Annotated in this window: 20 protein-coding genes; 11 read left to right on the top strand and 9 right to left on the bottom strand. The window is 74.4% G+C overall.

The window, feature by feature from the left end; translation table 11 throughout:
* Positions 1-320 precede the first annotated feature (320 nt).
* Positions 321-3,209, bottom strand: a complete 2,889-nt coding sequence (locus KBZ10_RS21705) for an ATP-dependent helicase C-terminal domain-containing protein (protein ID WP_307847543.1) — start codon at positions 3,207-3,209, stop codon at positions 321-323.
* A 457-nt stretch (positions 3,210-3,666) separates the two neighbouring features.
* Positions 3,667-4,605 (bottom strand): class I SAM-dependent methyltransferase, encoded by a 939-nt coding sequence (locus KBZ10_RS21700; protein WP_210989356.1) that lies wholly within the window; start codon positions 4,603-4,605, stop codon positions 3,667-3,669.
* A 380-nt stretch (positions 4,606-4,985) separates the two neighbouring features.
* On the opposite strand from KBZ10_RS21700, the gene rpsA reads away from it, so the two are divergent.
* From rpsA to KBZ10_RS21680, 4 genes are all read left to right on the top strand, one after another.
* Complete coding sequence (gene rpsA / locus KBZ10_RS21695) at positions 4,986-6,500, top strand: 30S ribosomal protein S1 (RefSeq protein ID WP_210989355.1); 1,515 nt, start codon at positions 4,986-4,988, stop codon at positions 6,498-6,500.
* Positions 6,501-6,689: 189 nt separating this feature from the next.
* Positions 6,690-7,631, top strand: a complete 942-nt coding sequence (locus KBZ10_RS21690) for a PAC2 family protein (RefSeq protein WP_210989354.1) — start codon at positions 6,690-6,692, stop codon at positions 7,629-7,631.
* A gap of 60 nt (positions 7,632-7,691) precedes the next feature.
* Positions 7,692-8,309 (top strand): dephospho-CoA kinase, encoded by a 618-nt coding sequence (gene coaE, locus KBZ10_RS21685; protein WP_210989353.1) that lies wholly within the window; start codon positions 7,692-7,694, stop codon positions 8,307-8,309.
* Between the two features lie 196 nt (positions 8,310-8,505).
* A complete protein-coding gene (locus tag KBZ10_RS21680) occupies positions 8,506-8,901 on the top strand; it encodes a tetratricopeptide repeat protein (RefSeq protein WP_210989352.1) in 396 nt (131 codons plus the stop codon).
* A gap of 255 nt (positions 8,902-9,156) precedes the next feature.
* On the opposite strand, the gene KBZ10_RS21675 is transcribed toward KBZ10_RS21680, so the two are convergent.
* Both KBZ10_RS21675 and KBZ10_RS21670 read right to left on the bottom strand, forming a co-directional pair.
* Positions 9,157-9,732, bottom strand: a complete 576-nt coding sequence (locus KBZ10_RS21675) for a DUF488 family protein (RefSeq protein ID WP_210989351.1) — start codon at positions 9,730-9,732, stop codon at positions 9,157-9,159.
* Between the two features lie 3 nt (positions 9,733-9,735).
* Positions 9,736-10,068, bottom strand: coding sequence for a cupin domain-containing protein (locus KBZ10_RS21670; protein ID WP_210989350.1), 333 nt, complete (start codon positions 10,066-10,068; stop codon positions 9,736-9,738).
* Between the two features lie 227 nt (positions 10,069-10,295).
* Here KBZ10_RS21670 and KBZ10_RS21665 point away from each other — a divergent pair, with 227 nt between their 5' ends.
* From KBZ10_RS21665 to KBZ10_RS21655, 3 genes are all read left to right on the top strand, one after another.
* On the top strand, positions 10,296-11,489 hold the full coding sequence (locus KBZ10_RS21665) for an ADP-ribosylglycohydrolase family protein (protein WP_374223394.1): 1,194 nt from the start codon (positions 10,296-10,298) through the stop codon (positions 11,487-11,489).
* 58 nt (positions 11,490-11,547) lie between these two features.
* Positions 11,548-12,225 carry a uridine kinase gene (locus tag KBZ10_RS21660; RefSeq protein ID WP_210989349.1) on the top strand — a complete coding sequence of 226 codons (678 nt, stop codon included), beginning with the start codon at positions 11,548-11,550 and terminating at the stop codon, positions 12,223-12,225.
* A gap of 68 nt (positions 12,226-12,293) precedes the next feature.
* Positions 12,294-14,378, top strand: a complete 2,085-nt coding sequence (locus KBZ10_RS21655) for a cellulase family glycosylhydrolase (RefSeq protein WP_247702742.1) — start codon at positions 12,294-12,296, stop codon at positions 14,376-14,378.
* Between the two features lie 96 nt (positions 14,379-14,474).
* Here KBZ10_RS21655 and KBZ10_RS21650 read toward each other — a convergent pair whose 3' ends face one another.
* From KBZ10_RS21650 to KBZ10_RS21630, 5 genes are all read right to left on the bottom strand, one after another.
* The gene (locus KBZ10_RS21650) at positions 14,475-15,095 is read right to left on the bottom strand and encodes a DinB family protein (RefSeq protein WP_307847542.1); all 621 of its coding nucleotides are present in this window, start codon (positions 15,093-15,095) and stop codon (positions 14,475-14,477) included.
* Between the two features lie 222 nt (positions 15,096-15,317).
* A complete protein-coding gene (locus KBZ10_RS21645) occupies positions 15,318-16,589 on the bottom strand; it encodes an aromatic acid exporter family protein (RefSeq protein ID WP_210989348.1) in 1,272 nt (423 codons plus the stop codon).
* Between the two features lie 111 nt (positions 16,590-16,700).
* Positions 16,701-17,981: an MFS transporter gene (locus tag KBZ10_RS21640; RefSeq protein ID WP_374223393.1), complete on the bottom strand. Its 1,281-nt coding sequence runs from the start codon at positions 17,979-17,981 to the stop codon at positions 16,701-16,703.
* 77 nt (positions 17,982-18,058) lie between these two features.
* On the bottom strand, positions 18,059-18,601 hold the full coding sequence (locus KBZ10_RS21635; RefSeq protein WP_210989346.1) for a methylated-DNA--[protein]-cysteine S-methyltransferase: 543 nt from the start codon (positions 18,599-18,601) through the stop codon (positions 18,059-18,061).
* A 118-nt stretch (positions 18,602-18,719) separates the two neighbouring features.
* Complete coding sequence (locus KBZ10_RS21630; RefSeq protein ID WP_307847541.1) at positions 18,720-19,631, bottom strand: glycerophosphodiester phosphodiesterase family protein; 912 nt, start codon at positions 19,629-19,631, stop codon at positions 18,720-18,722.
* A gap of 352 nt (positions 19,632-19,983) precedes the next feature.
* On the opposite strand from KBZ10_RS21630, the gene uvrB reads away from it, so the two are divergent.
* The 4 genes from uvrB to KBZ10_RS21610 all read left to right on the top strand — a co-directional run bounded on the left by uvrB (position 19,984) and on the right by KBZ10_RS21610 (position 26,546).
* Positions 19,984-22,110 (top strand): excinuclease ABC subunit UvrB, encoded by a 2,127-nt coding sequence (gene uvrB, locus KBZ10_RS21625; RefSeq protein ID WP_210989344.1) that lies wholly within the window; start codon positions 19,984-19,986, stop codon positions 22,108-22,110.
* A gap of 204 nt (positions 22,111-22,314) precedes the next feature.
* Positions 22,315-22,893, top strand: a complete 579-nt coding sequence (locus tag KBZ10_RS21620; RefSeq protein WP_210989343.1) for a TerD family protein — start codon at positions 22,315-22,317, stop codon at positions 22,891-22,893.
* Positions 22,894-23,402: 509 nt separating this feature from the next.
* A complete protein-coding gene (locus KBZ10_RS21615) occupies positions 23,403-25,346 on the top strand; it encodes a TerD family protein (RefSeq protein WP_210989342.1) in 1,944 nt (647 codons plus the stop codon).
* Between the two features lie 165 nt (positions 25,347-25,511).
* On the top strand, positions 25,512-26,546 hold the full coding sequence (locus KBZ10_RS21610) for a TerC family protein (RefSeq protein WP_210989341.1): 1,035 nt from the start codon (positions 25,512-25,514) through the stop codon (positions 26,544-26,546).
* Positions 26,547-26,566: the final 20 nt, after the last annotated feature.

Here is a 26,566-nt window from a genome sequence, read left to right as displayed (position 1 = left end):
GACGAGGACTCCGAAGAACAGAAGGCGGCCCCCGAGCCGGAGCCGAGCTCCTCGACCGGTTCGGTCCTCGGCGCAGCCCTGGCCCGTCTGACGTCCTTCTGACCTCCACCTTCCACACCGGCACGGGTGGTGACGCCCGTTTGCCCCCCCCGGGGCCCGGCCGCCCGGTACGGGATGCGGTTGGCTGGTTCCGGCCCTCGCGTGGTGTCGGCTCCCAGGACCCGGTTGTGGTCGTGGGAGCCGACGTGGTTCGGAGCTGACGTGGTTCGGAGCGGGTGTCGAGCGTGCCGGGCGGGATGTGCGACGGGCCGCGCGGCCGGTTACGGGCGCCGCGCTGCGCCTCCACCGGCCCGATCACCGCGGGCGTTGGTGCGCCGGGTGGGCTCCGCCCCGGCCGGGTCCTCCGGCCAGGGGTGCTTCGGGTAGCGGCCGCGCAGCTCGGCCCGTACGGAGCGGTAGCCCTCGCGCCAGAAGGAGGCCAGGTCCGCGGTCACCGCCGCGGGGCGGCCGGCGGGGGAGAGCAGGTGGACCAGCAGCGGCACCCGGCCGTCGGCGATCCGGGGCGTTTCCTGCCGGCCGAACAGCTCCTGGAGCTTGACGGCCAGCACCGGCTGCGGGCCGCCGTAGTCGATCCGGACGCGGGAGCCGCTCGGGACGGTGATCCGCTCCGGCGCCAGTTCGTCGAAGCGCGCGGCCTCGCCCGTGGCCCACGGCAGCAGGTGTGCCAGGGCACGGCCCGCGTCGACACGTTCGAGATCCGCCCGCCGGCGCGCCTTCTCCAGCGCGAGCCCCAGCCACTCCTCCACCCGGCCGGGCGACAGCAGGGCCGGGTCGGAGACGTCGGGCCACGGCTCCGCCAGCTCCCGGTGGAGGAACGCCATCCGCTGCCGCATCTGCACGGCCTCCCGCGACCAGCGCAGCAGGCCCAGCCCTTCCCGCCGCAGACCGTCCAGCAGCGCCTCGCGCACGGCGGCCCGGTCGGGGGACGACAGGGGGCGCGCGGCAAGTTCGAGCGCCCCCAGGCGTTCCACCCGGTGCGCCACGATGTCGCCCCGCTCAGCCGACCAGGCCACCTCCTCCCCGGCCGCGTACAGCGGTGACGCCGCCCACCGCGCGGTCTCCCCGTCGATGACCGCGGCCAGCCGTACCCGCGCCGAGGCCGCGGCGACCGGCCGGTCGGCGACAGCGACGGCGAGCCATTCGGCGGCCCCCAGCCGTGAGCCGTCACCGAGCTCCGCTCCGGTGCCCGAGGCCATCAGATAGGTGCCCGTCCCGCGCCGCCGCGCCACCCGCTCGGGAAACGCGAGCGCGGCCACCAGCCCGGCGGCCCCGTCATCGGAGAGCCCGCCACCGCCACGGCCGCCGCCGGCACCACCGGCACTGTCACGGCCACCGGCACCGCCCGCACGGCCACCGGCACCGCCCGCACCGCCACCGGCACCGCCCGCACCGCCGGCGCCACCGCCCGCGCCTCCGGCACCGCCACGGCCACTGCCGCCACCACGGGCGCCGCCCGCGCCACCGTCGTCACCGCTTCCGGCACCGCGTGCACTGCCACCGGTGCCGTCCCCGGCGGCACGGGCGGCAACCCCGGTCCCACCGTGGCCCCCGGCGGACGGGGTGTTCCCCCTCACGGCGCCTTCCAGGCGCCGCACCTCGCGCCGCCAGCGCGCCGCGTAGGCGCCGTGGCCGTCCTGACCGCCCCGGCCGCCGCCGTCCCCGCGCCCGCCGCTGCCGCGCACCGCCCGCCACACCGCCGCCAGATCGTCGCCGAGCCCGCGCGGTGGTTCCTCCGACAGCAGCGCCACCAGCTCCGCCGCCCGGCGCGCACCCACCTCCCGCGCGCCGTCCAGCAGCGCCCGCGCCAAGCGCGGATGCAGCCCCAGCCGGGCCATCCGGGCACCCCGCTCGGTCGCCCGGCCGCGCTCGTCCACCGCCCCGACCGCGGTCAGCACCTCGCGCGCCGCCGCCATCGCCCCTGCCGGCGGCGGATCCGGCAGGGCGAGCGCCGCCGCCCCGGGATCACCCCAGCAGGCGGCGTGCAGCGCGAACGGCGCCAGGTCCGCCACGGCGATCTCCGGTGACGGGCTCCGCGGCAGCCGCCCGTTCTCGGCCTCCGCCCAGCAGCGGTAGGCCCGGCCCGGTGCCTCGCGCCCGGCCCGGCCGGCCCGCTGCACCGCGGACGCCGCCGACACCCGTACGGTCGTCAACGACCCGAGCCCGCGTCCGTGGTCCATCCGCGGTTCCCGCGCCAGCCCGCAGTCCACGACCACCCGCACCCCCGGCACCGTCAGGCTCGACTCGGCCACCGATGTCGTCAGCACCACCCGCCGCCGCTCCCCGCCCCCGCGCAGCACCGCCTCCTGGACGGCCGCCGGGGCCTGCCCGTGCAACTGCAGGACCTCGGCACCGAGACCGCTCAGCATCCCGGCGACCCGCGCGATCTCGCCGACGCCGGGCAGGAAGCACAGCACGTCACCGTCCGCCTCCCGCAGCGCGGCCCGCACGGTGTGGGCGACGTGCTCCAGCAGCGCCGGATCGACCCGGGTGCCGTGCGGCGGGCGCACCGGCCGCTGCGGCGGTGCGTAGTGGACCGCCACCGGATGCGCGCGGCCCTCCGCCCGGACGACCGGCGCCGCGCTCCCGCCGGCCTCCGCACCCCCGAGCAGCCGCGACCAGGTGGCGGCGTCCGTCGTCGCGGAGGCCGCGAGCAGCCACAGCCCGGGCCGGAGCGCCGAGCGGACGTCCAGGAGGAAGGCGGCGGCGGTGTCGGCGTCCAGATGCCGCTCGTGGCATTCGTCGAGCAGGACGGCGTCCGCACCGGGCAGTTCGGGGTCGCGCTGGAGCCGCTGCAGCAGCACACCCGTCGTGACCACCTCCACAACGGTCTCCCGGCCCGCCCTGCGCTCGCCGCGCACCGTGAAGCCGATCCGGCCGCCCACCTCCTCGCCGAGCAGCCAGGCCATCCGGCGCGCGGCGGCTCGCGCCGCCATCCGGCGCGGCTCGGCCACCAGCACGCGGCGGGGCTCCGGGGCGCCGGCGGGTGCGAGGGCGGGCACCAGTCCGGCCAGGGCCAGCGGCACCAGGGTCGTCTTGCCGGTGCCGGGAGGGGCTTCGAGTACGGCGGTGCCGCGGCCTTCCAGCGCCTCCAGCAGCTCGGGCACGGCGGTGTGTACGGGCAGGTCGAACAGCGCGTCGGTCCGGATCACGCCCCCAGTCTTCCGGACCGGACGACCGGCCCGCCGTCCCGGGCCGTCCCGGGCCGTCCCGGACCGTGTCCCGGGACCGTCCCGGGACACGGTCCGGCGACACCCCGCGGGGGCGGCTGCCGCGGCCGGGCAGGGCGTTCGTACGCCGCCTCCGCCACCGTGGGCGCGAGCTGTGGCCCCCGGACGCCGGGCGGCGGCGGATGCCGTGCGACGCCCGCGCGCCCGGCCGGGAGAGTTGTGCTGCCGCGTGCCGCGTGCCGCGTGCCGCGTGCCGCGTGCCGGATGCCGCGCCCGGTCCGGATCCGGCGTTCCGCGAGCGGCTTGTGGCGCCGCACCCGTTGCCGCGCGCCGCCGCGTGCCGGAACACCGCGCCGTGCGCCCCGCACCGCCCGCCCCGGCCGGGCGCCAGGCGTTCCGCCGGCGCCGGGCCGGAGAAGAGCGGCGGGGGACCCGCCGATCAGTCCCGCACGCAGACGAAGACCGCCGTGCCCGGGATCAGCCGTCCCCGCAGCGGGGACCATCCGCCCCACTCCTGGGTGTTCCAGTCCGGCCACTCCGGCTCGACCAGGTCCACCAGGCGGAAGCCCGCCGCGACCACGTCCCGCACCCGGTCGCCGACCGTGCGGTGGTGCTCCACGTAGACGGCGTTCCCCCGTTCGTCCTCCTCGACGTAGGGCGTGCGGTCGAAGTACGACGCGGCGACCGACAGGCCCTCCGGGCCCGGCTCGTCGGGGAAGGCCCACCGCAGCGGGTGCGTGACGGAGAAGACCCACCGTCCGCCGGGCCGCAGGACCCGGCGCACCTCCCGCATCACCCGCACCGGGTCGGCGACGAACGGGATCGCGCCGTAGGCCGAGCAGGCCAGGTCGAAGGAGCCGTCGGCGAACGGCAGGGCCCCCGCGTCGGCCTGGACCAGCGCCACGGGACCGGCGGACCACCGGCCCGTGGCCGAGGCCGAGGCCGCGCCCGCCGCCGGAACCGGGCCCGGGGAGCCGGAGGCGTCCGCGGCGCCCCGGGCGGCAGCCGGCTCCCGGCCGCCCTGCCCGTCCGCGCCGGAGGCGATCCGCAGGGCGTGCTGCAGCTGCCGGTGGGAGAGGTCGAGCGCCACCGGCCGCGCGCCCTGCGCCGCCAGCCACCGGGAGCACTGGGCCGCGCCGGCCCCGATCTCCAGCACGTCCCGGTCCCGGAGCCCCGCGGCCGGCCCCAGCAGGGCGGCCTCGGCCTCGTCCAGGCCTTCCGGCCCCCAGACGAAGCGGTCGTCGCCGAGGAACGCGCCGTGCTCGTCCTGGTACTCGTCGGCGTTCCGGTCCCACCAGCCGCGGTTCGCGCGGCTGCTCTCCGTCTCGCCGGTGGCGCGCCGTGTCGCCGTCGCTTCTGGTCCGTCCTCTTGGTTCATCGCGCCCGTCGTCGTAGTCTTCCGTCCAACCCGCGGCCACGCGGTGCCTTTGGCTCCTGCCGGGGCCACGCGAGCGCGTGCGGTGCGGTTCTGCTCTGAGCGGATATCTGCCGGGTTTGGGAGTTTCCGCCCATCCTGCGCTCTTCGTGCATTGACCCTGTCCGGCTGCCCCCGTATGCTACAAGTTGCGCTGCGGGCCTGCGCGCCTCAGACGGAGCAGGTCGCGCTCGCATCTGTTGCATGTCCCCTCGGTCGTCGGGACGCCGGTTCTTCCCCCGGAAGTTTGGCGTTCTCAGGGCTGTCCGGCTTCGGCAGTGCGATACGGGTTCTCGGCGTAGCAGTATCTACGACACCATGTCCGTACCGGAGCCCTTTCCCACATGACGAGCAGCACCGAGGCAACCCGCACCACCCCGCAGGTGGCGGTCAACGACATCGGTTCCGAGGAAGAATTCCTCGCGGCGATCGATGAGACGATCAAGTACTTCAACGACGGCGACATCGTCGACGGCGTGATCGTGAAGGTCGACCGGGACGAGGTCCTGCTCGACATCGGTTACAAGACCGAAGGCGTCATCCCCTCCCGCGAGCTCTCGATCAAGCACGACGTCGACCCGAACGAGGTCGTGGCCGTCGGCGACGAGATCGAGGCCCTGGTCCTCCAGAAGGAGGACAAGGAAGGCCGCCTGATCCTCTCGAAGAAGCGCGCCCAGTACGAGCGCGCCTGGGGCACCATCGAGAAGATCAAGGAAGAGGACGGGATCGTCACCGGTACGGTCATCGAGGTTGTCAAGGGTGGTCTCATCCTCGACATCGGCCTCCGTGGCTTCCTCCCGGCGTCCCTCGTCGAGATGCGCCGCGTGCGCGACCTCCAGCCCTACGTGGGCAAGGAGCTCGAGGCGAAGATCATCGAGCTGGACAAGAACCGCAACAACGTGGTCCTGTCCCGCCGTGCCTGGCTGGAGCAGACCCAGAGCGAGGTCCGCCAGACCTTCCTCACCACCCTCCAGAAGGGCCAGGTGCGCTCCGGTGTCGTCTCCTCGATCGTCAACTTCGGCGCCTTCGTGGACCTCGGCGGCGTCGACGGTCTGGTCCACGTCTCCGAGCTGTCCTGGAAGCACATCGACCACCCCTCCGAGGTCGTCGAGGTCGGCCAGGAGGTCACGGTCGAGGTCCTGGACGTCGACATGGACCGCGAGCGCGTCTCCCTGTCGCTGAAGGCGACCCAGGAAGACCCGTGGCAGCAGTTCGCGCGGACGCACCAGATCGGCCAGGTCGTCCCCGGCAAGGTCACCAAGCTCGTTCCGTTCGGCGCGTTCGTCCGCGTCGACGAGGGCATCGAGGGCCTGGTGCACATCTCCGAGCTGGCCGAGCGCCACGTGGAGATTCCGGAGCAGGTCGTCCAGGTCAACGACGAGATCTTCGTCAAGGTCATCGACATCGACCTCGAGCGCCGCCGCATCAGCCTCTCGCTGAAGCAGGCGAACGAGGCCTTCGGCGCCGACCCGACGGCGGTCGAGTTCGACCCGACCCTGTACGGCATGGCGGCGTCCTACGACGACCAGGGCAACTACATCTACCCCGAGGGCTTCGACCCGGAGGCCAACGACTGGCTGCCCGGTTACGAGAAGCAGCGCGAGGAGTGGGAGCGCCAGTACGCCGAGGCGCAGCAGCGCTTCGAGCAGCACCAGGCGCAGGTCGTCAAGTCCCGCGAGGCCGACGAGCAGGCCGCGGCCGAGGGCGCTGCCGCCCCGGCTCCGGGTGCGGGTGCCGGTGGTGGCGGTGCGGCCGGTGGCGGCTCGTACTCCTCCGAGTCCGCGGACAACTCCGGCGCCCTGGCGTCGGACGAGGCCCTGGCGGCTCTCCGCGAGAAGCTGGCCGGCGGCCAGAGCTGACGTCCGGTCACAGGGCGTCCCGGCCGGGGGCCGGACAACCGAACGGCGAGGCCCGTTCCCCTTCGGGGGAGCGGGCCTCGCCGCGTCCGCCCGGAGCGGCCGCGGCCCCGGCCGGGGCCCGGTGCGGTCCGGGGGAATGCCCGGTGCCACGGCCGGTGTTGACCGCACAGGAACGAGGAGGAACGGACTGTGCAGGATCCCCAGAGTTTGTACCGATGGGACCCGACGGGGCTCGCCGCCGCCGACGCCCTCAACACCCGGGACTCGGCCGGGCTGACGATGCTGTACCACTTCGAGGGGTACATCGACGCGGGCGACACCGGCGACCAGATCGTGGAGCGGCTGCTCGACGGCCTGCCCCGGCAGACCGTGGCCCGCTTCGACGCCGACCGGCTCATCGACTACCGGGCGCGGCGCCCCCTGCTCACCTTCGAGCGCGACCACTGGACCGCGTACGACGAGCCGAAGCTCGAGGTGCACCTGGTGCGGGACGCCACCGCCGCACCGTTCCTGCTGCTCGCCGGTCCCGAACCGGATGTCGAGTGGGAGCGGTTCGCCGCGGCCGTCCGGCAGATCGTGGAGCGCCTCGGTGTCCGCTTGTCGGTGAACTTCCACGGCATTCCCATGGGGGTCCCGCACACCCGTCCCGTCGGCATCACCCCGCACGGCAACCGGGTCGACCTCGTGCCGGGGCACGCGGGGCTCTTCCAGGAGGCGCAGGTGCCCGGCAGCGCCGAGGCGCTGGTCGAGTTCCGCCTCGCGGAGGCCGGCCACGACGTCCTGGGCATCGCCGCCCACGTGCCCCACTACCTCGCCCGTTCGCCGTATCCCGACGCGGCGCTCACCGTGCTGGAGGCCGTCACGGCCGCCACCGGACTGGTGCTGCCGGGGGTGGCGCACGCCCTTCGCAGTGAGGCGCAGCGCACCCAGGCCGAGATCGAACGCCAGCTCGGTCAGGGGGACGAGGAACTGGTGGCGCTCGTCCAGGGACTGGAGCACCAGTACGACGCGGCCGCCGGGGCGGAGAGCCGCGGCAACCTCGTCGCCGAGGCGACCCCACTGCCGTCGGCGGAGGAACTGGCCGGGGAGTTCGAGCGCTTCCTCGCCGAGCGGGAGGGCAACGACGGCTGACCGCCGACGGATGCCCGGACGCCCGGGGCCGCGCACCGTACCGCCCGGTAGGCTGGGTGCATGCTGAAGGTGGGTCTGACGGGCGGTATCGGTGCCGGCAAGAGCGAGGTCTCCCGGCTCCTCGCCTCCTACGGTGCGGTCGTGGTGGACGCCGACAAGATCGCACGGGAGGTCGTCGAGCCCGGAACCCCCGGGCTGGCGGCGGTCGTCGCCGAGTTCGGCCCGGAGATCCTCACGGAGGACGGCGGCCTGGACCGGCCCGGGCTGGGCCGCATCGTCTTCGCCGACCCCGGCCGGCTGAAGGCGCTCAACGCGATCGTGCACCCGCTGGTCGGAGCCCGTTCCGCCGAACTGGAGTCCTCCGCGGGCGAGGACGCCGTCGTGGTCCACGACGTCCCGCTCCTCACCGAGAACGGCCTCGCCCCGCTCTACGACCTGGTCGTGGTGGTCGACGCCGCACCGGAGACCCAGCTCGACCGGCTCGTGCGGCGGCGCGGCATGCCGGAGGAGGAGGCGCGGTCGCGTATGGCGGCGCAGGCCACCCGGGAGCAGCGCAGGGCCGTCGCCGATCTGGTCATCGACAACGACGGCCCGATCGACGCGCTGGAACCCCAGGTCAGGACCGTCTGGCAGGAACTTCTGCGCCGTGAGCGGGCCACGCGCACGGCCGCCGGGTGAACGGCCCGGCACGGCCGCCCGGCAACGACCGCCCGGTACGACCGCTCGGCACGGCCGCCCGGCAACGACCGCTCCGGACCGTCCGCCGGGTGGCGACCGCCGGGCGGGAATGACCGCCGCCGGGCCGGCGTTGTGCGAGACCGTACGGAGCTCGCCGCGGCCCAGCGCCGCCGCCCGCTCCGGGAAGGAGAAGCCCGTGACCGCGCGCACCCCCGAGAACACAGTCATCCAGTACCGCGCCGCCGAGCGGCTGCTGGCCGCCCGCGATCCGCTGGGCGCCGTCAAGCTGCTGGACGCCGTCGTCACGGCCCACCCCGAGAACACCGCGGCCCGGCTGCTGCGCGCCCGCGCCTTCTTCCACGCGGCGCAGCTCCGCCCGGCCGAGCTGGAGTTCCAGGTCGTCCTGGAGCGTGAACCGGACAACGCCTTCGCGCACTTCGCCCTGGCCCGCACCCTGCAGCGTGCCGACCGCCCGGCGGAGGCCACCCGCCACTTCCGGCTCGCGGCGGCTCTCGACCCCCGGCCGGACTACCTCGCGGCGGCAGGCTTCGGCGGCGGGGGCGGCGACGCGTTCGGTGCGGCGCGGGGCTGAGGCCCGGCCGGCGGCCGTCCCTTCCGTCCTGTCCGGTGAACCCTGCGATGTCCCTGCCCGTGAGCCCGTCCATCCGCTGACCCGCCCGCGGTTGCCCCGTGAGCCCGGGTGCGGGCCGGGCCCGTGCCGTTGTCCGGATGAGGCCGGCGTGCCTCGGCGGGCTCGGGCGGGACGGCCGGTCGGCGGCGGGCTTCCGGGGCCGGGCGGGTCCCCGACGGGTCCGGCCGGGACCCGGGCCGGTTCGCGCCGGGGGGTTCACCGTCCGGTCTCGCCGCTCGTCGCCTCCCCGGTGGCGGGGCGGTCGTAGACGAGGAGGCCGTCCGCGCGCAGGCGCGCGCCCGGGGTGGGCGGGTGCGCGGTGAGACCGCCGTCGTGGGCCAGGTGCAGTACCGGGACGCCGCGCGCCAGGACGGCGAAGTCGGCGATCAGCCGCCGGTGGCAGCGCCACCACACCGACTCGCTGCACATCACGGCCGTGCGGGCGGCCGCCGCCTCGCGCAGGAGCCCTTCCATGGCGGCGAGGAAGTCCGGGTCGCGGGTGTGGCCCGCGTACCCCCGGAAGGACGCGTTCCGCCAGAAGGTGTCGGGGGAGCCGGGCGCGGCCCGGCGGAAGCCGCCGAGCCGCCGCTCCCAGCGGTAGCCGATGCCCGCCTCGCCCGGCAGCCACGCTCCGAGGGCGTCCCGGGCGGCGTCCGGGTTGCGCCGGCTGCCGGGCGCTGTCCGTACGTCCACGACAGCCGCCACCCCCGCGCCGTGCAGCAGCTCGGTCAGACGTCCTCTGCCGGCGGTGCCGTGGCCGAACGTGAGCAGCGGTGCGGGGACGCTCTGCACCGCTCAGCCGGTCTTGGCGACGGTCAGCAGGACCGCGGAGTCCTCCAGGGCCTCCAGGCTGTGGCGGGCGGGCGGGATGACGAGCAGGTCGCCGTCGCGGCCGTCCCAGTGCTCGTCGCCGCTGTGCAGCCGCACCCGTCCGCGGAGCACCTGGAGGGTGGCCTCGCCCGGGTTCTCGTGCTCCGAGAGGGAGTTGCCGGCGGTCAGGGCGAGAAGGGTCTGCCGCAGGACGTGTTCGTGACCCCCGTAGAGGGTGTCTGCGCTGCGTCCGGTGGAGGAGTTGGCGGCGCGCGCCAGATGGTCACGGGCCTGTGCGTCGAGAGAGAGCTTCTGCATGGCCGCCAGTCTCGCACCGGGACCGGGGCCGGGGCACACCGGCCGCCCGGTGCCGGTCACGGTCGGGGGAATGCCCGTGCCCGCCGGGACGCCGGACGCGCGGCGCGGGAGCGGCCGGTGGCCGGACGCCCGCCCGGTCCGCACCGGGCGCGGATCCTCCGGTTCGTCGCCGGCAGGGCAGCGGCCCGAGGCCGGCCCCCGCCGCCGGGGCGGGTGCACCTGGCAGGATGTCCGGTCGAGCGACGGAACATCAGATGGGGGTGGCGGACGTGGACGACGGGTCCTGGAACGGGGCGGTGGCGGTGCGGGCCGGGATCCGCGGGTGCCTGCTGGGCGGGGCGATCGGGGACGCGCTGGGCAACCCGGTGGAGTTCCTGTCCGCGGACCGGATCCGCGCCGCGCACGGGCCGGACGGCCTGCGCGGCATGGTGGCCGACGGCCGCGGCGCACCGGCCGGCACGGTCACCGACGACACCCAGATGACGCTCTTCACGGCGGAGGGCCTGATGCGCGCCCGCGAGCGGGCAGCCGATCGGGGCATCGGGGGCGCCGCGACCCACCTGGTGCGCGACGCCTATCTGCGCTGGCTGGACACCCAGCACCATGACGGCCCGCCGGCCGCGGACGGGCGGCCGCACCGCACCGGGACGCTCCGCGAGGAGCGGTGGCTGTACGCGCGGCGCGCGCCCGGCAACGCCTGTCTCTCCGGCACCGCCCAGTCGTACGCCCCCGACCCGGCCGGCGCGCTGCGCGGCGCACACGGCCCGGTCAACCCGGAGTCCAAGGGCTGCGGCACGGTGATGCGCTCCGCGCCCTTCGGCCTCACCGGCGCCGGACCGCGCGCATCGTTCGAACTGGCGGCCCGCTGCGCGCAGATCACCCACGGCCATCCGACCGGCTACTACGCGGCCGGCGCGCTGGCCGCGATCGTCCACCACCTGCTGTACGGCGAGGGCCCGGAGGCCGCCGTGCTGCTCACGCTGCGCCTGCTGGCCGGGTATCCGGGCCACGAGGAGACGGCCGCCGCGCTCAATGCCGCGCTCGACCTCGCGGCCGGTTCCGGCTCCGGGGCCGGCGCGGCTCCGGGCCCGGAGGCGGTGGAGACGCTCGGCGGCGGCTGGATCGCGGAGGAGGCGCTGGCGATCGCCGTGTACTGCGTACTGGTCCACACCCCGGACCGGCGCGAGGCCGGCGGTCCCGCCACGGCCTCCGCGACGGCGATCCGCGAGGCCCTGCTGCTCTCCGTCAACCACTCCGGCGACAGCGACTCCACCGGCTCCCTCTGCGGCAACCTCCTCGGCGCCCACCACGGCGACCTGCGGCTGCCGCAGGACTGGCTGCGCCGGGTCGAGGGGCGTGCCACCATCACGCTGCTCGCGGACGACTTCGCGGCCGGGTTCCACCCGGTGGGCGAGAGCTGAGCCCGGGGGAGCGGCAGGGCCGCGCCGGCCGCGGTGCGCGGCCGGGGATGATGGCTGTATGCGGATGGAAGCGATCTCCTGGGAGCGGCTGGTGGAGGCGCTGGCCGAGCGGGTCGCGGCGGCGGGGACCGGCCGGGACGGCAGCCCGTGGCAGCGGGTCGCGGTCGACGGGGCGCCCGCGGCGCGCCCCGGGGACCTGGCGGCGCGGCTCGCCGGCGCCCTGCGTCTCCGCGGCCGTGCGGTGTGCGGTGTCTCCGCCGAGGGTTTTCTGCGGCCGGCCTCCCTGCGGTACGAGTCCGGGCGGGAGGATCCCGATGCGTACTACGAGAGCCGGCTCGACACGGGTGCCCTCTGGCGGGAGGTCTTCGGGCCGCTGGACCCCGGGGGCAGCGGCCGGGTGCTGCCCGATCTGTGGGACCCGGAGACCGACCGGGCCACCCGCAGCCCGTACACCCAACTCCCGCCCGGCGGCGTGCTGGTGCTGCACGGGCCCTTGCTGCTGGGGCACTGGTTCCCGTTCGACCTGACCGTCCATCTGCGGTTGTCGCCGGGCGCCCTGCAGCGCCGCACGCCCGTGGACGAGCGGTGGGCGCTGCCCGCCTTCGCGCGCTACGCGGACGAGGTGCGGCCGGAGGAGGCCGCGGATGTGGTCGTACGGGCGGACGATCCGCGCCGGCCGGCCTGGAACGGCGCCGAGGGGACGGGCTCCGGCCCCGGCCCCCGGCACGAGCCATAACCACCGGTAACAGGCATGGCCCGCAAGTGTCTTGACAGTATGTCAGCAAGCCCTGAATCGTGTCGGTCATGGTGATCAGCGGTGCGCGGACCAGGCATGGTGGCGGAGGGCGGCGGCGGGCCGGGGCGGTGGGGATCGTCCTCGGCGCCCTGATGACGGCCGGACTGTACGGACCGGACACGACCGCGAGCGCCGCGGAGAGCGAGGACGCCGCCTGGGCACGGGCGGACGGCGCGGCCCCCGGCGGCGGGAGCGCGGCCCCCGGCGACGGCCTCTGGTTCGACGGCCGCGCCGCCGCCGAGGTGACGCCGGACGGCACCCGGTTCACCGACGGGCACGGCCGGGAGGTCGTCCTGCGCGGCTTCAACGTCTCCGGTGAGACCAAGCTGCACGAGAACCGCGGCCTGCCCTTCGCGAGCACTGCCGACGCCCGCGCCTCCGCCGAGGCGCTGCGGCACCTCACCGGCGGCAACACCGTCCGCTTCCTGCTCTCCTGGGCGTACGCGGAACCCGAGCCCGGCCGGGTCGACGAGGCGTACCTGACCGCCGTCACCGAACAGATGGGCGCCTTCCTCGACGCGGGGCTGCGCGTCTACCCCGACTTCCACCAGGACCTGTACTCCCGGTACCTCTTCCACCGGGACAGCTGGTACACCGGGGACGGCGCGCCCCGGTGGGCCGTCGAAGCCGGCGGCTACCCGCGGGAGTTCTGCGGCATCTGCGTCCACTGGGGACAGAACATCACCCAGAACAAGGCCGTCATGAACGCCAGCCGCGACTTCTGGCACAACCGCGTCCTTCCGACGGAGGCCGGGCCGCTCGGCGTCCAGGACGCCTTCCTTGCCACGGCCGAGAAGACCATGGCGCACCTCAAGGAGCACCTCACCGGGGACCAGTTCGCGGGGATCGCGGGCTTCGACCCGTACAACGAGCCCTACGCCGGGACCTACCGGGACGGCGAGGACAGCCGGTCCTGGGAGCGGGACACCCTGCAGCCGTTCTACGAGCGCTTCCGCGCCCGCATGGACGCCGCGGGCTGGGAGGACAAGCCGGCCTTCCTCGAACCGAACATGTTCTGGAACTCCAACATCGGCTTCCAGCACGAGGAGGGCGGCTTCCTCGACGCCGGGCGGCTCGGCCCCCGCTCCGTCTTCAACACGCACTTCTACGACCAGCGGGCCATCTCCGGCCTCCTCATGCCGGGCAAGGCGCGGGACGGCCAGAACCTCGGCGACTTCGAAAAGGTGCGCGAGCGGTCGGCGGCCACCGGAGTACCCGCCGTCGTCAGCGAGTTCGGGCATCCCCTCAACGGGCTCACGGCGGACAAGGCGCCCACCGTCCTCAAGGCGATGTACCAGGCGCTCGACTCCCGCCTCCCCGGCCGCGACTGGTGGCGGCGGGCCGCCGAGTCCGGGCCCGTGCTCTCCGCCCAGCAGTGGCAGTGGGACCTCTACAGCGGCCGCCACCGCGAACTGATGAACGGCAACCCGGACAAGGTGCTCACCGAGGGCGACGCCTGGAATGACGAGGACCTCTCCGCCGTCGAACGGGACGCGTCCGGCGAACCGGTGCTCCGCCAGGACGAACGCCTGCTCGACCGGCTCTACCCGGCCGCCGTGTCCGGCCGCACCCTCGCCTTCGTCTACGAGGACCGCTCCCGCGACGGGAACCGCACCCTGACCTGGAACCGGATCCCGGACGACCTGCCGCACGTCGCCGAACTGACCGGCTCCGGCCGCTACGGGATGCTGGTGTGGCGCTCGGAGGCGACGAGCGGCGGAGCGGAGCCGGCCCCCACCGAACTGCACCTGCCCCGGGGCTTCGACCCGCAGCGCACCATCGTCGTTTCGGACTTCGGCACGGCCGCCGGACCGCCCCCGTACACCGCCGACGGCCGCACGGCCCGCCACCCGATCGCGACCGCCCCCGAGGCCGGCGGCACGGACGCCCGGCGGCTGCTGCTCTCCCCCACGGCGGCCGGCGGGGCCAGTGAGGGCGGCGCGGTCCGCGAGGACGGCGCGGCCGGCGAGCCGGGCGGGCGCCTGCACTTCGCGCTGATCGCCGAGGGCGGGGCGGCGGCCCCGCCGGAGCTGCGGGATCAGGCACGGCGGGAACTCGCCCGCTGGGCGGCCCGCGCCGGCTTCGGCGGGTGAGGCCGGCCACGAGCGGCGACGCCGGTCCCGTCCCGGCCCGGGTTCAGCGGGGCGGCCACCACCGGGACGTGACCTCCGGCGGTGGCCGCGGGCCGCTCAGGCGCTCGAACCCGGCGGGACCATCCGCGCCGTCGTGCTCGCCCCGTCCAGTGCCTCCCGGATGATGTCGGCGTGGCCCGCGTGCTGCGCCGCCTCGCGGACGAGGTGGAGCAGGATGCGCCGGGCCGACCAGTGCACCGTCTCCGGCGGTCCCCACGGGCTGTGCGGCAGCGGCACGGTCACGTCCAGTCCGGGGAGGGCTGCCACCGTCTCCTCGGTCTCCCGCGCCGCGGCCTCGTAGTCCGCCACCAGGCCGGCGAGCGTGTCCTCCTCACGCATCCGGTACTGGTCCATGTCGAACATGCCTTCAGGAGCCCTGCCGTCGCCGTCGGCCAGGATGCGGATCCAGGTGCGTTCGCCCCGGGTGACGTGGCGGAGCAGCCCGCCGAGGGTCAGCTCGCTGACCGTGGTGCGCCGGGCGGCCCTCTCGTCGTCCAGTCCGCGGACGGTGATCAGCAGATTGGCGCGCTGCTCGGCCATGCTGCGCAGGAACTCCCCGCGCTCACCGGGCAGGGCGCGCGGGGGGACCGGGCCGGCCGCGGGAGCGGGGGAGGAGACCCGGGGCATGCCGGACGGAGCGGAGGCGGGGGCGGGGTCGGATGCGTCCGGAGTGTTCACGGAGGGGGTCCTTTCGTACGGTCGGCAGGCCGGCAGGCCGGCGGGGGAGCGGGCCGGCCCCGGTGCCGTGGTGTCCGGGCGCCGGGGCCGGCCCGTGCGCCGCCGGTTCCCGGACCGTACGGGGCCTTGAGGCCGGGTTCTGTCCGCGATGCGCCGCGTGCTGCGCCGCCCGGCCCGTCCCCGCCGTGTTCCCGGGCGCATTACCGTCGCGAGGCCGGGTCCTCAGGCCGCGTCCACGTCCTGCTTCGTCAGCGCCTGCCGGTGGCTCTGCCCGCTCCTCCGGCGGCGGAGGTACCGGCGGGCGCGGCGCTTGGCCTTGTCCAGCCTCGGGTGGCGGGCGCGCTGTTCGCGCGAGTAGGCGTCGAGTTCCTCCGCGAGACGGGTCGAGCGCTTCTCCACGTCCAGCTCGTCCAGGAACCGGTCGACCTCGGCCAGCAGCGCCCCGTGCAGCTGCCACTGCCGCGGGCGCTCCTGGACCTTCTCCAGCAGCAGCCGGGCCACGTGCTCCCGGCTCATCCTGGCCGCGGAGAGCTCGGTCAGCAGGAAGGTCTCCGCGTCCTCCGCGTTGGCGCTGACCTGGTCGGTGATCAGGACGGCGAAGCTCTCCACGGCCCCCGACATGTTGATGAACAGTTCGCGCAGCGCGGCGGAGACGTCCGGCGGGAACAGCGCCTCCTCCGTCCGTGCCCGGGCCAGATCCGCCAGGCTCCGGGTGGTCACCCGCAGTATCACCGCGCAGATCTCCAGGGTGTCCAGGCCGGTCCGCAGCACGATCCGGGAGAGCAGGCCCTCCTTCACCCGGGGGTTGAACCGCACGCTCTCCTCGGCCCGGGTGAGGGCCTCGTCCACCTCCGTGATGTCGTGGTCGAGCCGGCGTGCCTCCTCCACCCGCGCGGTGGCCTCCTCCACCGGGGTGTGGCCGCTGAGTTCCTCCCCGAGTTCCAGGAGGAGCTCCGACATCCGCTTGGCCAGGTCCTCGATGGACTCGCCCGCGTCCTCCACCCAGACCGGCGGCACGAAGATCATGTTGAAGAGGAGGCCCACCCCTGCGCCGACCAGGGTCTCCAGGACCCGCGCCAGTGCCAGATCGGTGGCATGGGTGACGCCCAGGACGAGCATGGCGGAGATCGCCACCTCGGGAACGAACTCCCCGACCCGGACCAGGTGTCCGGTCACCAGGGCGGAGATGATCAGCAGACCGAGGCTCCACCAGGTGAGCCCCACCCAGGCGCTGAACCCGACGGCGATGAGGACTCCGGCCACCACGGCGTTCACCCGGCGGACACCGCTGGTCAGGGTGGCGTAGAGGGTGACCTGGACGACCAGCAGCGCGGTCAGCGGGGCGAGCAGCGGGGGCGGCTTCGAGCCCAGCAGCCACACGGCAGCGGCGTAGGCGATCGTGGCGGCTGTCGCGGAGCGGACCGTCTGGACGACGACGGGCTCCCTGCGGCGCTTGGCGAGCTCCGCCACGGGCTCCGGGACGACATCGTGCATTGTGTCCGCATTCCCGCTCCGCCAGGTGCGATACACCCACCGGCAGCCTGCCACCCGGGTGGGCCACCCCCCGCGCCCGCCGGCCGCCGGGGCCCCGGGGGACGGGGCGGCTCAGCGGGCTCCGGCGGGGCCGGTGCGGCGGCGCCCGCGGAGGGCGAGCACCACCACCGGGAGCAGCAGCAGGGCGCCCAGGGCGTTCAGCCAGCCGTAGCCGGCGCGGGCGACGACGAGGCCGGCCAGGGCGCCGCCGAGGCCCGCCGCCGTGTTCATCGTCAGGTCCGACAGACCCTGGACGGCGGCGCGCGCGGCCTGCGGCACGGAATCGGTCAGCAGCGCCGAGCCGGCCACCAGCCCGGCGGACCAGCCGAGGCCGAGCAGGAAGAGCCCCGCCGCCGTCCGCCCGTGTCCGCCCCCGGCCGTGCCGGCGAGCAGGGCCGCCGTGCCCAGCAGGAGCACGGCGAGACCGATGACCGGCAGCCGGCCGGCGCGGTCGCACAGCCAGCCCATCAGCGGGGAGAAGGCGTACATGCCGGCGATGTGACCGCTGATCACCAGACCGATCAGTTCGATGCCGGCGCCGTGGTGCGCGAGGTCGACGGGGGTCATCACCATGATGGCGACCATGACCGTGTGCGAGACGCTGACCGTGACCAGGGCCAGCCGGGCCGGGGGCGAGGCGGATACGGCGGCCAGCCCGGCGCGCAGCGAACGCCCGCGCTCCGGGTGTTCGTCCCGGGCCGCGAGCGCCCGGGCGGTGAGCAGCGGGTCCGGGCGCAGCAGCACGGCGACCAGCACGGCGCAGACGACGAAGACGGCCGCCGCCCACAGGAACGGGCCGGCGGCCTGGGGTATCCCGAGCCCCGCCACGCTGCGGCCGGCCGGTGCGGCGATGTTGGGACCGAGGACGGCGCCGACGGTGGTGGCCCAGACGACCGTGGAGATCGCCCGGGCCCGCTGCTCGGCGGGGGCGAGGTCGGCGGCCGCGAACCGGGCCTGGAGGTTGGCCGAGGAGCCCGCGCCGAAGGCGGCCATGCCCACCAGGAGCAGCGGGAAGGAACCGAGTGCGGCGGCGAGGACGACGAGACTGCCGCCCGCGGCGCCGATGGCGTAGGCCAGAGTCAGCCCCGGGCGCCGGCCGCGGGCGCTCATCAGCGCGGCCAGCGGCATGGAGAGCAGGGCGGTGCCGGCGACCGCGGCGGTCTGCGCCAGCCCGGAGAGCGCCTTGGAGCCGCTGATGTCCTCGGCCAGCACGGAGGCCAGGGCGATGCCGATGGCGACACCGAGTCCGCCGAGGATCTGGCTCGCGATGAGGACCGCGGTGGTGCGGCGGCGGAGCGCGGCCAGGTCGAGCGGTGCGTCCCGGTGTCGGGCCGGGTCCCGGGTGGAGGTCACGCACTGAGTGTGCCAGTGGCCACCGACAGGTGTGAACGGGGGTTCACTCCTGGCGGGCGGGGGGTGCCGCCCCGGCATCAGAACAGCGGCTGCGGAAGGACGCCCTCCAGTTCCAGCAGCGCTCTCTTCGTCGGCAGTCCGCCACCGAAGCCGCCGATGCCACCGTTCTGTTCGACGACGCGATGGCAGGGCACGACCACCGGCAGGGGATTGGACCCCATGGCGACACCGACGGCGCGGGCGGCGCCCGGCTCGCCCACCCGGTCGGCCAGGTCCTGGTAGGAGACGACCGTGCCGTACGGCACCCCGGAGGCCAGTTCGCGGAGCACGCGCAGGGAGAAGCCGGAGGAGAGGGACCAGTCCAGTTCGAGGTCGAAGGCCGTCCGGGCGCCGGCGAAGTAGGCGCGCAGCTGCCCGGCGGCGTCCGCGAGCACGGGTGGTCCCGTCTCCGGGCCCCCCTCGGCCGGGGTACCGCCGAAGCGCGCCGCCAGCCGGTCCAGCGCGCGCCGGGAGACGGTCCCGCCGGCGTGGAAGACGACATGGGCCAGCCCCCGGCCGGTGGCCGCGAGCAGCAGCGGGCCGATGGGGGTGCCGGTCACGGTCCAGGTCACTGCGGTCATTCCGGCAGGGTAGGACCCGGCACCGACAGTCGCCGGGCCGGCGCCCGCCCGGCCGTGCTCCGGCCGTGCTCCGGACGCGCGGCGGGGGGCCGGCCGCGGAGGGCGGCCGGCCCGGGGGTCAGCCGGCGGAGGGCAGCAGTGCCTCCGGCGCGGCGCTCTCCTCGCGCACCGCGTCCCGGACCACGTCGGGTTTGTTGGTGATGATGCCGTCGACCCCGAGGTCCGCGAGCCGGACGGCGGTGGGGCCGTCGTTGACCGTCCAGGTCAGCAGCTCCATCCGCTTGCCGTGCGGGCCCTTGAGGCGGTGGACGGCGTCCACGTAGTCGGCCGTCACCGTGCGGAAGCTGGGATTGATCTGATCGGTGAACTCGGCGTAGGAGGGCAGGTCCGCCACCGCCGGTGTGCCGAGGAAGCCGGTCCGCACGTCCGGGCGCTGCCGGTGGACGGTCCGGATGCTGTCGGCGGCGAAGCTCTGGACGATCAGCTTGTGGCGGACGTGGTACGGGCTCAGCCAGCCGGTGCGGCGCAGCTCACCGAGGATCTGCCGCTCGATCCCGGGGTACAGTTCCGGCGCCTTGATCTCCAGCAGCAGGTTCTGCCGGTTCCAGGAGAGCCGGTGCAGGAACTGCCGGAGGGTGGGGATCCGCTCGCCGGCGTACTCCTCGGAGAACCAGCTGCCCGCGTCGAGCTGCCGGATCTCGTCGAGGGTGAAGTCGGAGACCTTCCAGGGCGACCGGTCGGGGAAGACCTCCTCGACGTCCGTCGTGCGGGCGAGGGTGGTGTCGTGGATGACCACCAGCGCGCCGTCCTTGGTGCGCTGGACGTCGTTCTCCACCCAGACGGTGTCGAGCTCGTCCGCCTTGTCCGCGGCGGCGAGGGTGTTCTCGGGGGCGTAGCCGGAGGCACCGCGGTGGGCGAAGATCTCCGGGCCGCCGGGATGGCCGGCGGCCTGGGCCGCCGGGGCGGAGAGGATGAGTGCGGAGAACCCCAGCACCGCGCCGGTGACGGCTGCGACAGGGCGTGTGAGCACGTGGACTCCTCGCGTCGTCTGTTCACGGACCCGCTGAGGTTCCCAGCCGCCCGCCAACGGGAAACAGGCCCGGGATGGCCAGAAAGTGAACGAGTGACTCCGCAGGGTCGCGTATCGCACCATGCGACGATATGTAGCGAAAATGCGGCCCGCCGGTGATCACTGGCCGGTTCACTCCGGGTGTGTCCCGTCGCACCAGCCCCGTCTGCCTGCGGTTTCGCCGCGACGCGCGGCTCCCGGAGCCCACCGGGACGACTTGATCCGATCGGGCGACGGCCCCCGGCCCGGACCGGTTCCGGGGCCGCGCGGTCTCCGGACGCCGGTTGTCGGTGCCGGGTCGTACGGTGGTGGCATGCGGCCCGTATCCCACATCGAACGCACGGTGGCGCCCTTCGAGGTCGTCAGCCCCTATCGGCCCAGCGGCGACCAGCCCGAGGCCATCGCGGACCTGGAGCGGCGCATCCGCGCCGGCGAGAAGAACGTCGTGCTGCTCGGCGCGACGGGCACCGGCAAGTCGGCCACCACCGCCTGGATGATCGAACGGCTCCAGCGGCCGACGCTGGTGATGGCGCCCAACAAGACCCTGGCCGCCCAGCTCGCCAACGAGTTCCGCGAGCTCCTGCCGAACAATGCCGTCGAGTACTTCGTCTCGTACTACGACTACTACCAGCCCGAGGCGTACGTCCCGCAGTCGGACACCTACATCGAGAAGGACTCCTCGGTCAACGAGGAGGTCGAGCGCCTGCGCCACTCGGCCACGAACTCGCTGCTCACCCGGCGCGACGTGGTCGTGGTCGCCTCCGTCTCCTGCATCTACGGCCTGGGCACCCCCCAGGAGTACGTCGACCGCATGGTGCCGCTGAAGGTCGGCGAGGAATACGACCGGGACGAGCTGCTGCGCCGCTTCGTCGACATCCAGTACACGCGCAACGACATGGCCTTCACCCGCGGCACCTTCCGGGTGCGCGGCGACACCATCGAGATCTTCCCGGTCTACGAGGAGCTGGCCGTCCGGATCGAGATGTTCGGCGACGAGATCGAGGCCCTCTCCACACTTCACCCGCTCACCGGCGAGGTCATCAGCGAGGACGAACACCTGTACGTCTTCCCTGCCAGCCACTACGTCGCCGGACCGGAGCGCATGGAGCGCGCGATCGGGGCCATCGAACGGGAGCTGACCGAGACCCTCGCGGTGATGGAGAAGCAGGGCAAGCTGCTGGAGGCCCAGCGGCTGCGGATGCGCACCACCTACGACATCGAGATGATGCGCCAGATCGGCTCCTGCTCCGGCATCGAGAACTACTCCCTCCACGTGGACGGCCGCGAGCCCGGCTCGCCTCCGCACACCCTCCTCGACTACTTCCCGGAGGACTTCCTCCTCGTCATCGACGAGTCGCACGTCACCGTGCCGCAGATCGGCGCGATGTACGAGGGCGACGCCTCCCGCAAGCGGACTCTCGTCGAGCACGGCTTCCGGCTGCCGTCCGCCATGGACAACCGCCCCCTGAAGTGGGAGGAGTTCACCGAGCGCATCGGCCAGACGGTCTACCTCTCGGCCACCCCGGGCGCATATGAACTCTCCCGGGGCGACGGTGTCGTCGAGCAGATCATCCGGCCCACCGGGCTCGTCGACCCGGAGGTCGTCGTCAAGTCCACCGAGGGCCAGATCGACGACCTGGTGCACGAGATCCGCGTCCGCACCGAGAAGGACGAACGCGTCCTCGTCACCACCCTCACCAAGAAGATGGCCGAGGACCTCACCGACTACTTCCTGGAGCTCGGCATCCAGGTCCGCTATCTCCACTCGGACGTCGACACGCTCCGCCGCGTCGAGCTCCTGCGGGAACTGCGCGCCGGCGAGTACGACGTCCTGGTCGGCATCAACCTCCTCCGCGAGGGCCTGGACCTGCCCGAGGTCTCGCTGGTCGCCATTCTCGACGCCGACAAGGAGGGCTTCCTCCGCTCCGGCACCTCCCTGATCCAGACCATCGGCCGTGCCGCGCGGAATGTCTCCGGCCAGGTCCACATGTACGCCGACAAGATCACGCCGGCGATGGAGCGGGCCATCGACGAGACCAACCGGCGCCGGGAGAAGCAGATCGCGTACAACGCGGAGCGTGGCATCGACCCGCAGCCGCTGCGGAAGAAGATCAACGACATCGTGGCGACCATCGCCCGCGAGGACATCGACACCCAGGAGCTGCTCGGCACCGGCTACCGCAGCCCCAAGGACGCCAAGGAGGCCAAGGCTCCCGTGCCGGCCCTCGGCGGCAAGGCGGCGGCGAAGTCCGGACACCGCGAGCCCCTCGTGCCCACCGACCGGCCCGCGGCCGAACTGGCGGAACTCATCGAGGAGATGACGGACCGGATGCGCGCCGCGGCGGCGGATCTCCAGTTCGAGGTCGCCGCGCGGCTCCGTGACGAGGTGGGGGAGCTCAAGAAGGAGCTGCGGCAGATGCGGGAGGCCGGTCTCTCCTGAACGGGCGGCACGTCGCGGCGGGGGAAGCCGGTTCCCCGGGGCCCCGGTGCCCCACGGTTCCCTCCCGTGTCCCCCGCGGCGGCGCTGTGTTGCAAGAACGACACAAACGGCGACCGGACGGCCCCGCTGTCGGCGGCACTGCGTAGGGTTTCTCTCCAGCCGCGCACACAGGCGGTTTTTCAGTTTTTCGAGAGGGGACAGCGCGTGAGCGTCAACTTGTCCAAGGGGCAGGGCATCAGCCTGCAGAAGTCCGACGGGGGGACTCTGACCGCGGTGCGGATGGGGCTGGGCTGGCAGGCTGCCCCGCGCCGTGGACTGTTCGGCAAGCGTACGAAGGAGATCGACCTCGACGCCTCCGCCGTGCTGTTCGCCGACAAGCAGCCGGTGGACGTGGTGTTCTTCCGCCACCTGGTCAGCGACGACGGCTCCGTCCGGCACACCGGTGACAACCTCGTCGGCGGTGCCGGCCAGGGCGGCGACGACGAGGCCATCCTGGTGGACCTCCAGCGTGTTCCCGTCCACATCGACCAGATCGTCTTCACGGTCAACTCCTTCACCGGGCAGACCTTCGCCGAGGTGGAGAACGCCTTCTGCCGTATCGTCGACGAGACGAACGGCCAGGAGATGGCCCGTTACACCCTCACCGGCGGCGGGCAGTACACGGCGCAGATCATGGCCAAGGTGCACCGCTCGGGCAACGGCTGGACGATGACGGCCATCGGCACCCCTGGCAACGGCCGCACCTTCCAGGACCTGATGCCGACGATCCTTCCGCACCTCTAGTACCGCGACAGGCGGCGTCCGCCCCGTCGCGACGCCCGGCACGGACTCCCGCCGCACGGGCCGGGAGCTCCCGTACGATCCGGCACGGGGACTGACGGCCGGCACGCCGAGAGCGCGCTTCCCCCTGCCGGCCGCGCTTCAGCGGGGAGGCGCCGCTCCCTGACGGGCGACGTTGCCTGCCGCGGCACCAGGGCGGTCGCCGGCAGGGCCGACCGGCGCGCGACGACCGGCACGGCACTCCCCGGTCTTCGGCCGGGGGTACCCCGACGCCGCGCTGTCACATCCCCGCGCACGTCCGGCACGGGGACGCGACGTCCGCGCCGTGCGACGCAACGCACCGGACGCCGCGAGCTCCTGGCACACCCTGCCCGGTCCGGCGGCCCGGAGCGGAATCCGCGGGCCCGCTCCGGGCCGCGGCCTGCTCCGCGCTCCGCGGCCGGCGAAGCGGTGGGCGGCCGGCACACCCCCACCACGGCACACGACGAGCAACTCACCGAGGGGACCGCACGATGACGGCCGAGCTGGTACGCGGGCAGAACCATCCGCTGACGCGGACCCGCCTGGAGATCCGGATATCCGCCGGTGACCCCGTCATCGCCGGAGCCACCCTCGGAGACGAGGACGGCCGTGTCGCCGGCCCGGAGCGCGTTGCCCACCCGGCGGCCCCGCGCCTCCCCGGTCTGGAAGTCCCCCGGCAGGCGGCGGCGGACCACCGGCTGGCCGTGGACCTCGAAGCCCTGCCGGAGGGCGTGCACCGGGTCACCGTGCTGCTCGCGCTGCCCTCCGGCCCCGGCCGGCCGTCCCGGTTCGGCACGGTCGCCGCGCCGTTCGTCGCCGTCACCGGTCTCGACGGCACGGAGCTCGTCAGCTTCACCGTCACCGGCCTCGACTCCGAGTCGGCGGTTACCGCCCTGGAGCTCTACCGCCGTCACGGCGCCTGGAAGGTCCGCGCCGTCGGCCAGGGGTACGCGGACGGCCTGGCCGCCATGCTGCGCGACCAGGGGCTGCCCCAGGCCGCCGAACTCGCCGCGACCGTCCAGGAGGCCGTGGCCCGCGGTACGGCCCGGACCATGGCGCCGCCGCCCCGGGCGGCCGGTGACGGGGCCCGGGTCCGCGCGGCCGCCACCCAGCCGCCGACGCCCGCCCCGCCCGCCCCGGTCCAGCCCGGGGCGCAGTCCCCGCGGCCGGCGCGAAGCGGTTCCCCGGTCGACTACCGGCACCCCGGCCGCGCCGGCGCCGCGCCCCAGGCCCCGTCGCCCCAGGCCCCGTCGCCCCAGGCCCCGTCGCCTCAGGCCCCGCCGGCCGAGCCCGGCCGGCCGCCGCGGCCCGTCGCCGGCGATGCCAGCGGCTGGACCATGGACGAGCGCCTCTACAACCAGGTCTGGGGCATGTTCGAGGATCTGGCGCGCAGTGTCGCCGCGTACCGCAGCGCGGTGGACTTCGCCGACTCACGTCAGGAGCAGGAGCTCCAGCGGGTGCTCTCCGATCCCCGCTCCCGCGTCGGCGGCGCCGCGGACGAGGCCCGGGCGGCCGCCCGCGCTCGGCACACCGCACTCGTCGACCGGGCCCGCGCCGTCCTCGACCGCGATCTCGACCAGCTGGCGGCCGAGGCCGAGGTGGTCGAGCCGGCCCTGCCGCCCGCGTTCGCGGGCTGGGACAACCCGGTCTGGCACGGCTACCGGGTGCCGATGGAGATCCCGATGGCGCTGCGTCTGGGCGATCTCCACCTCCCCGAGCGGCCGGAACTGCGGATTCCCATGCTGGTGCGGCTGCCGCTGGAACGCGGCCTCTGGATCGACGGCGGACGGTCCCGCTCCGGCCCGGACCCGGCCGCCGACCCCGGCGAGCTGCGCCGGGCGGCCGTGGAGGCGGCGGTGGCCCACGCCGCCCGGCTGCTCGCCGTCCACCCGGCGGGCGAGTTCACCGTCCACGTCCTCGACCCGGCCGGATCGGCCACCGCCTCCCTCGCCCCCCTGCTGGAGTCCGGCGTGCTGCGCGAGCCCCCGGCCGCGGGTGCCGCGGGCGTGACCGCCGTCCTGTCCCGGCTGACGCGGCGCGTGGACCTGGTGCAGATGGCCGTCCGGGGCGGCGCCTCCGACGCGCTGCCGCCGGACGTCGACACCGGCGAGCACCTGCTCGTCGTCAACGACTTCCCGCACGGCTTCGACGACCGGGCCGTGACGCAGCTGCGCTACCTCGCCGACGAGGGCCCGGCCGTCGGCGTGCATCTGATGATGGTCGCCGACCGCGACGACGCCCGGGAGTACGGGCCCGTGCTGGACCCGCTGTGGCGCTCGCTGCTGCGGGTCACGCCGGTGCCGGACGACCACCTGGCCGACCCCTGGGTCGGCCACGCCTGGACGTATGCGCCGGCACTCGCGCCGGCCGGCAGCCGGGTGCTGCTCCAGGTGCTGCGACAGGTCGCCGAGGCACGCGGGGCCTACGGTCGCTGAATGTTCTGAGCTGGGGTTTTTTACCTTTCTTTGCTCAGTGTGTACTCTTTCTTTGCATGCCGGGAAGTCCCCGTGTCCGGTGGCCTGTCCGGATGGTGCGGGCGCGGGCCTCCGCGGCGGACGGACCGGCGAGCCGACGCATCGGACCGCCGCCGGAGGAGTGCCGTGGACGTATCCCTGACCGCCTGGACCCTGACCGTCGTGGGGCTGTGCGCGCTGATCGCCGCCGACTTCTTCATCGGCCGCAAACCCCACGAGGTCTCGGTCCGGGAGGCGGGTGTCTGGACCGTGGTCTGGATCGTGCTGGCCGCCCTCTTCGGAGCCGGTCTGTACGCCGCCGGCGGGGGCGCCCCGGCCGGGGAGTTCTTCGCGGGCTACATCACCGAGAAGTCGCTGAGTGTCGACAACCTCTTCGTCTTCGTCCTGATCATGGCCAAGTTCGCGGTGCCGGCCCGCTACCAGCAGCGGGTCCTGCTGATCGGCGTGCTCATCGCCCTGGTCATGCGGGCCGGGTTCATCGCCGCCGGGGCCGCGCTGATCGCCAACTTCTCCTGGATCTTCTACGTCTTCGGTGCCTTCCTCATCTACACCGCGGGGAAGCTGATCCACGACGCCCGCAGGGAGGAGCACGACGAGGAGTACGAGGAGGGCCGGCTCCTCAAGCTGGTCGAGAAGCGGTTCCCGTCCACCGGCGCCTGGCACGGCACGAAGATGTTCCTGCGCGAGAACGGCCGGCGTCTGATGACGCCGATGTTCGTCGTCGTCCTGGCGCTCGGGACCACGGACCTGCTCTTCGCGCTGGACTCGATCCCCGCGATCTTCGGTCTCACCGATGACCCGTACATCGTGTTCACCGCCAACGCCTTCGCCCTGATGGGGCTGCGCCAGCTGTACTTCCTCATCGGCGGACTGCTGAAGAAGCTGGTCCACCTCTCCTACGGGCTGTCGGTGATCCTGGGCTTCATCGGCGTCAAGCTCCTCCTCCACGCCCTCCACGAGTCGGGGGTGCACGTTCCGGAGATCAGCATTCCCGTCTCGCTGGGCGTGATCTGCGGCGTCCTCGCCGTCACCACGATCACCAGCCTCTACGCCTCCGCACGGGAGACGCGGCGGGAGGTGCCGGAGGAGACGGCCCGGACGGACGGCCGGGCCGCCGCGACGGACGCGGGGACCCCGGAGAAGGACGGCGCGGGTACCTGACCGCGGGGAGGCCCGGCCGA

Origin of the sequence: Streptomyces sp. F63 (genome assembly GCF_018070345.1) — a bacterium.
GTDB lineage: Bacteria > Actinomycetota > Actinomycetes > Streptomycetales > Streptomycetaceae > Streptomyces.
The sequence above is the reverse complement of the archived record's forward strand: the minus strand, read 5'-3'. Positions and strand labels throughout refer to the sequence as shown.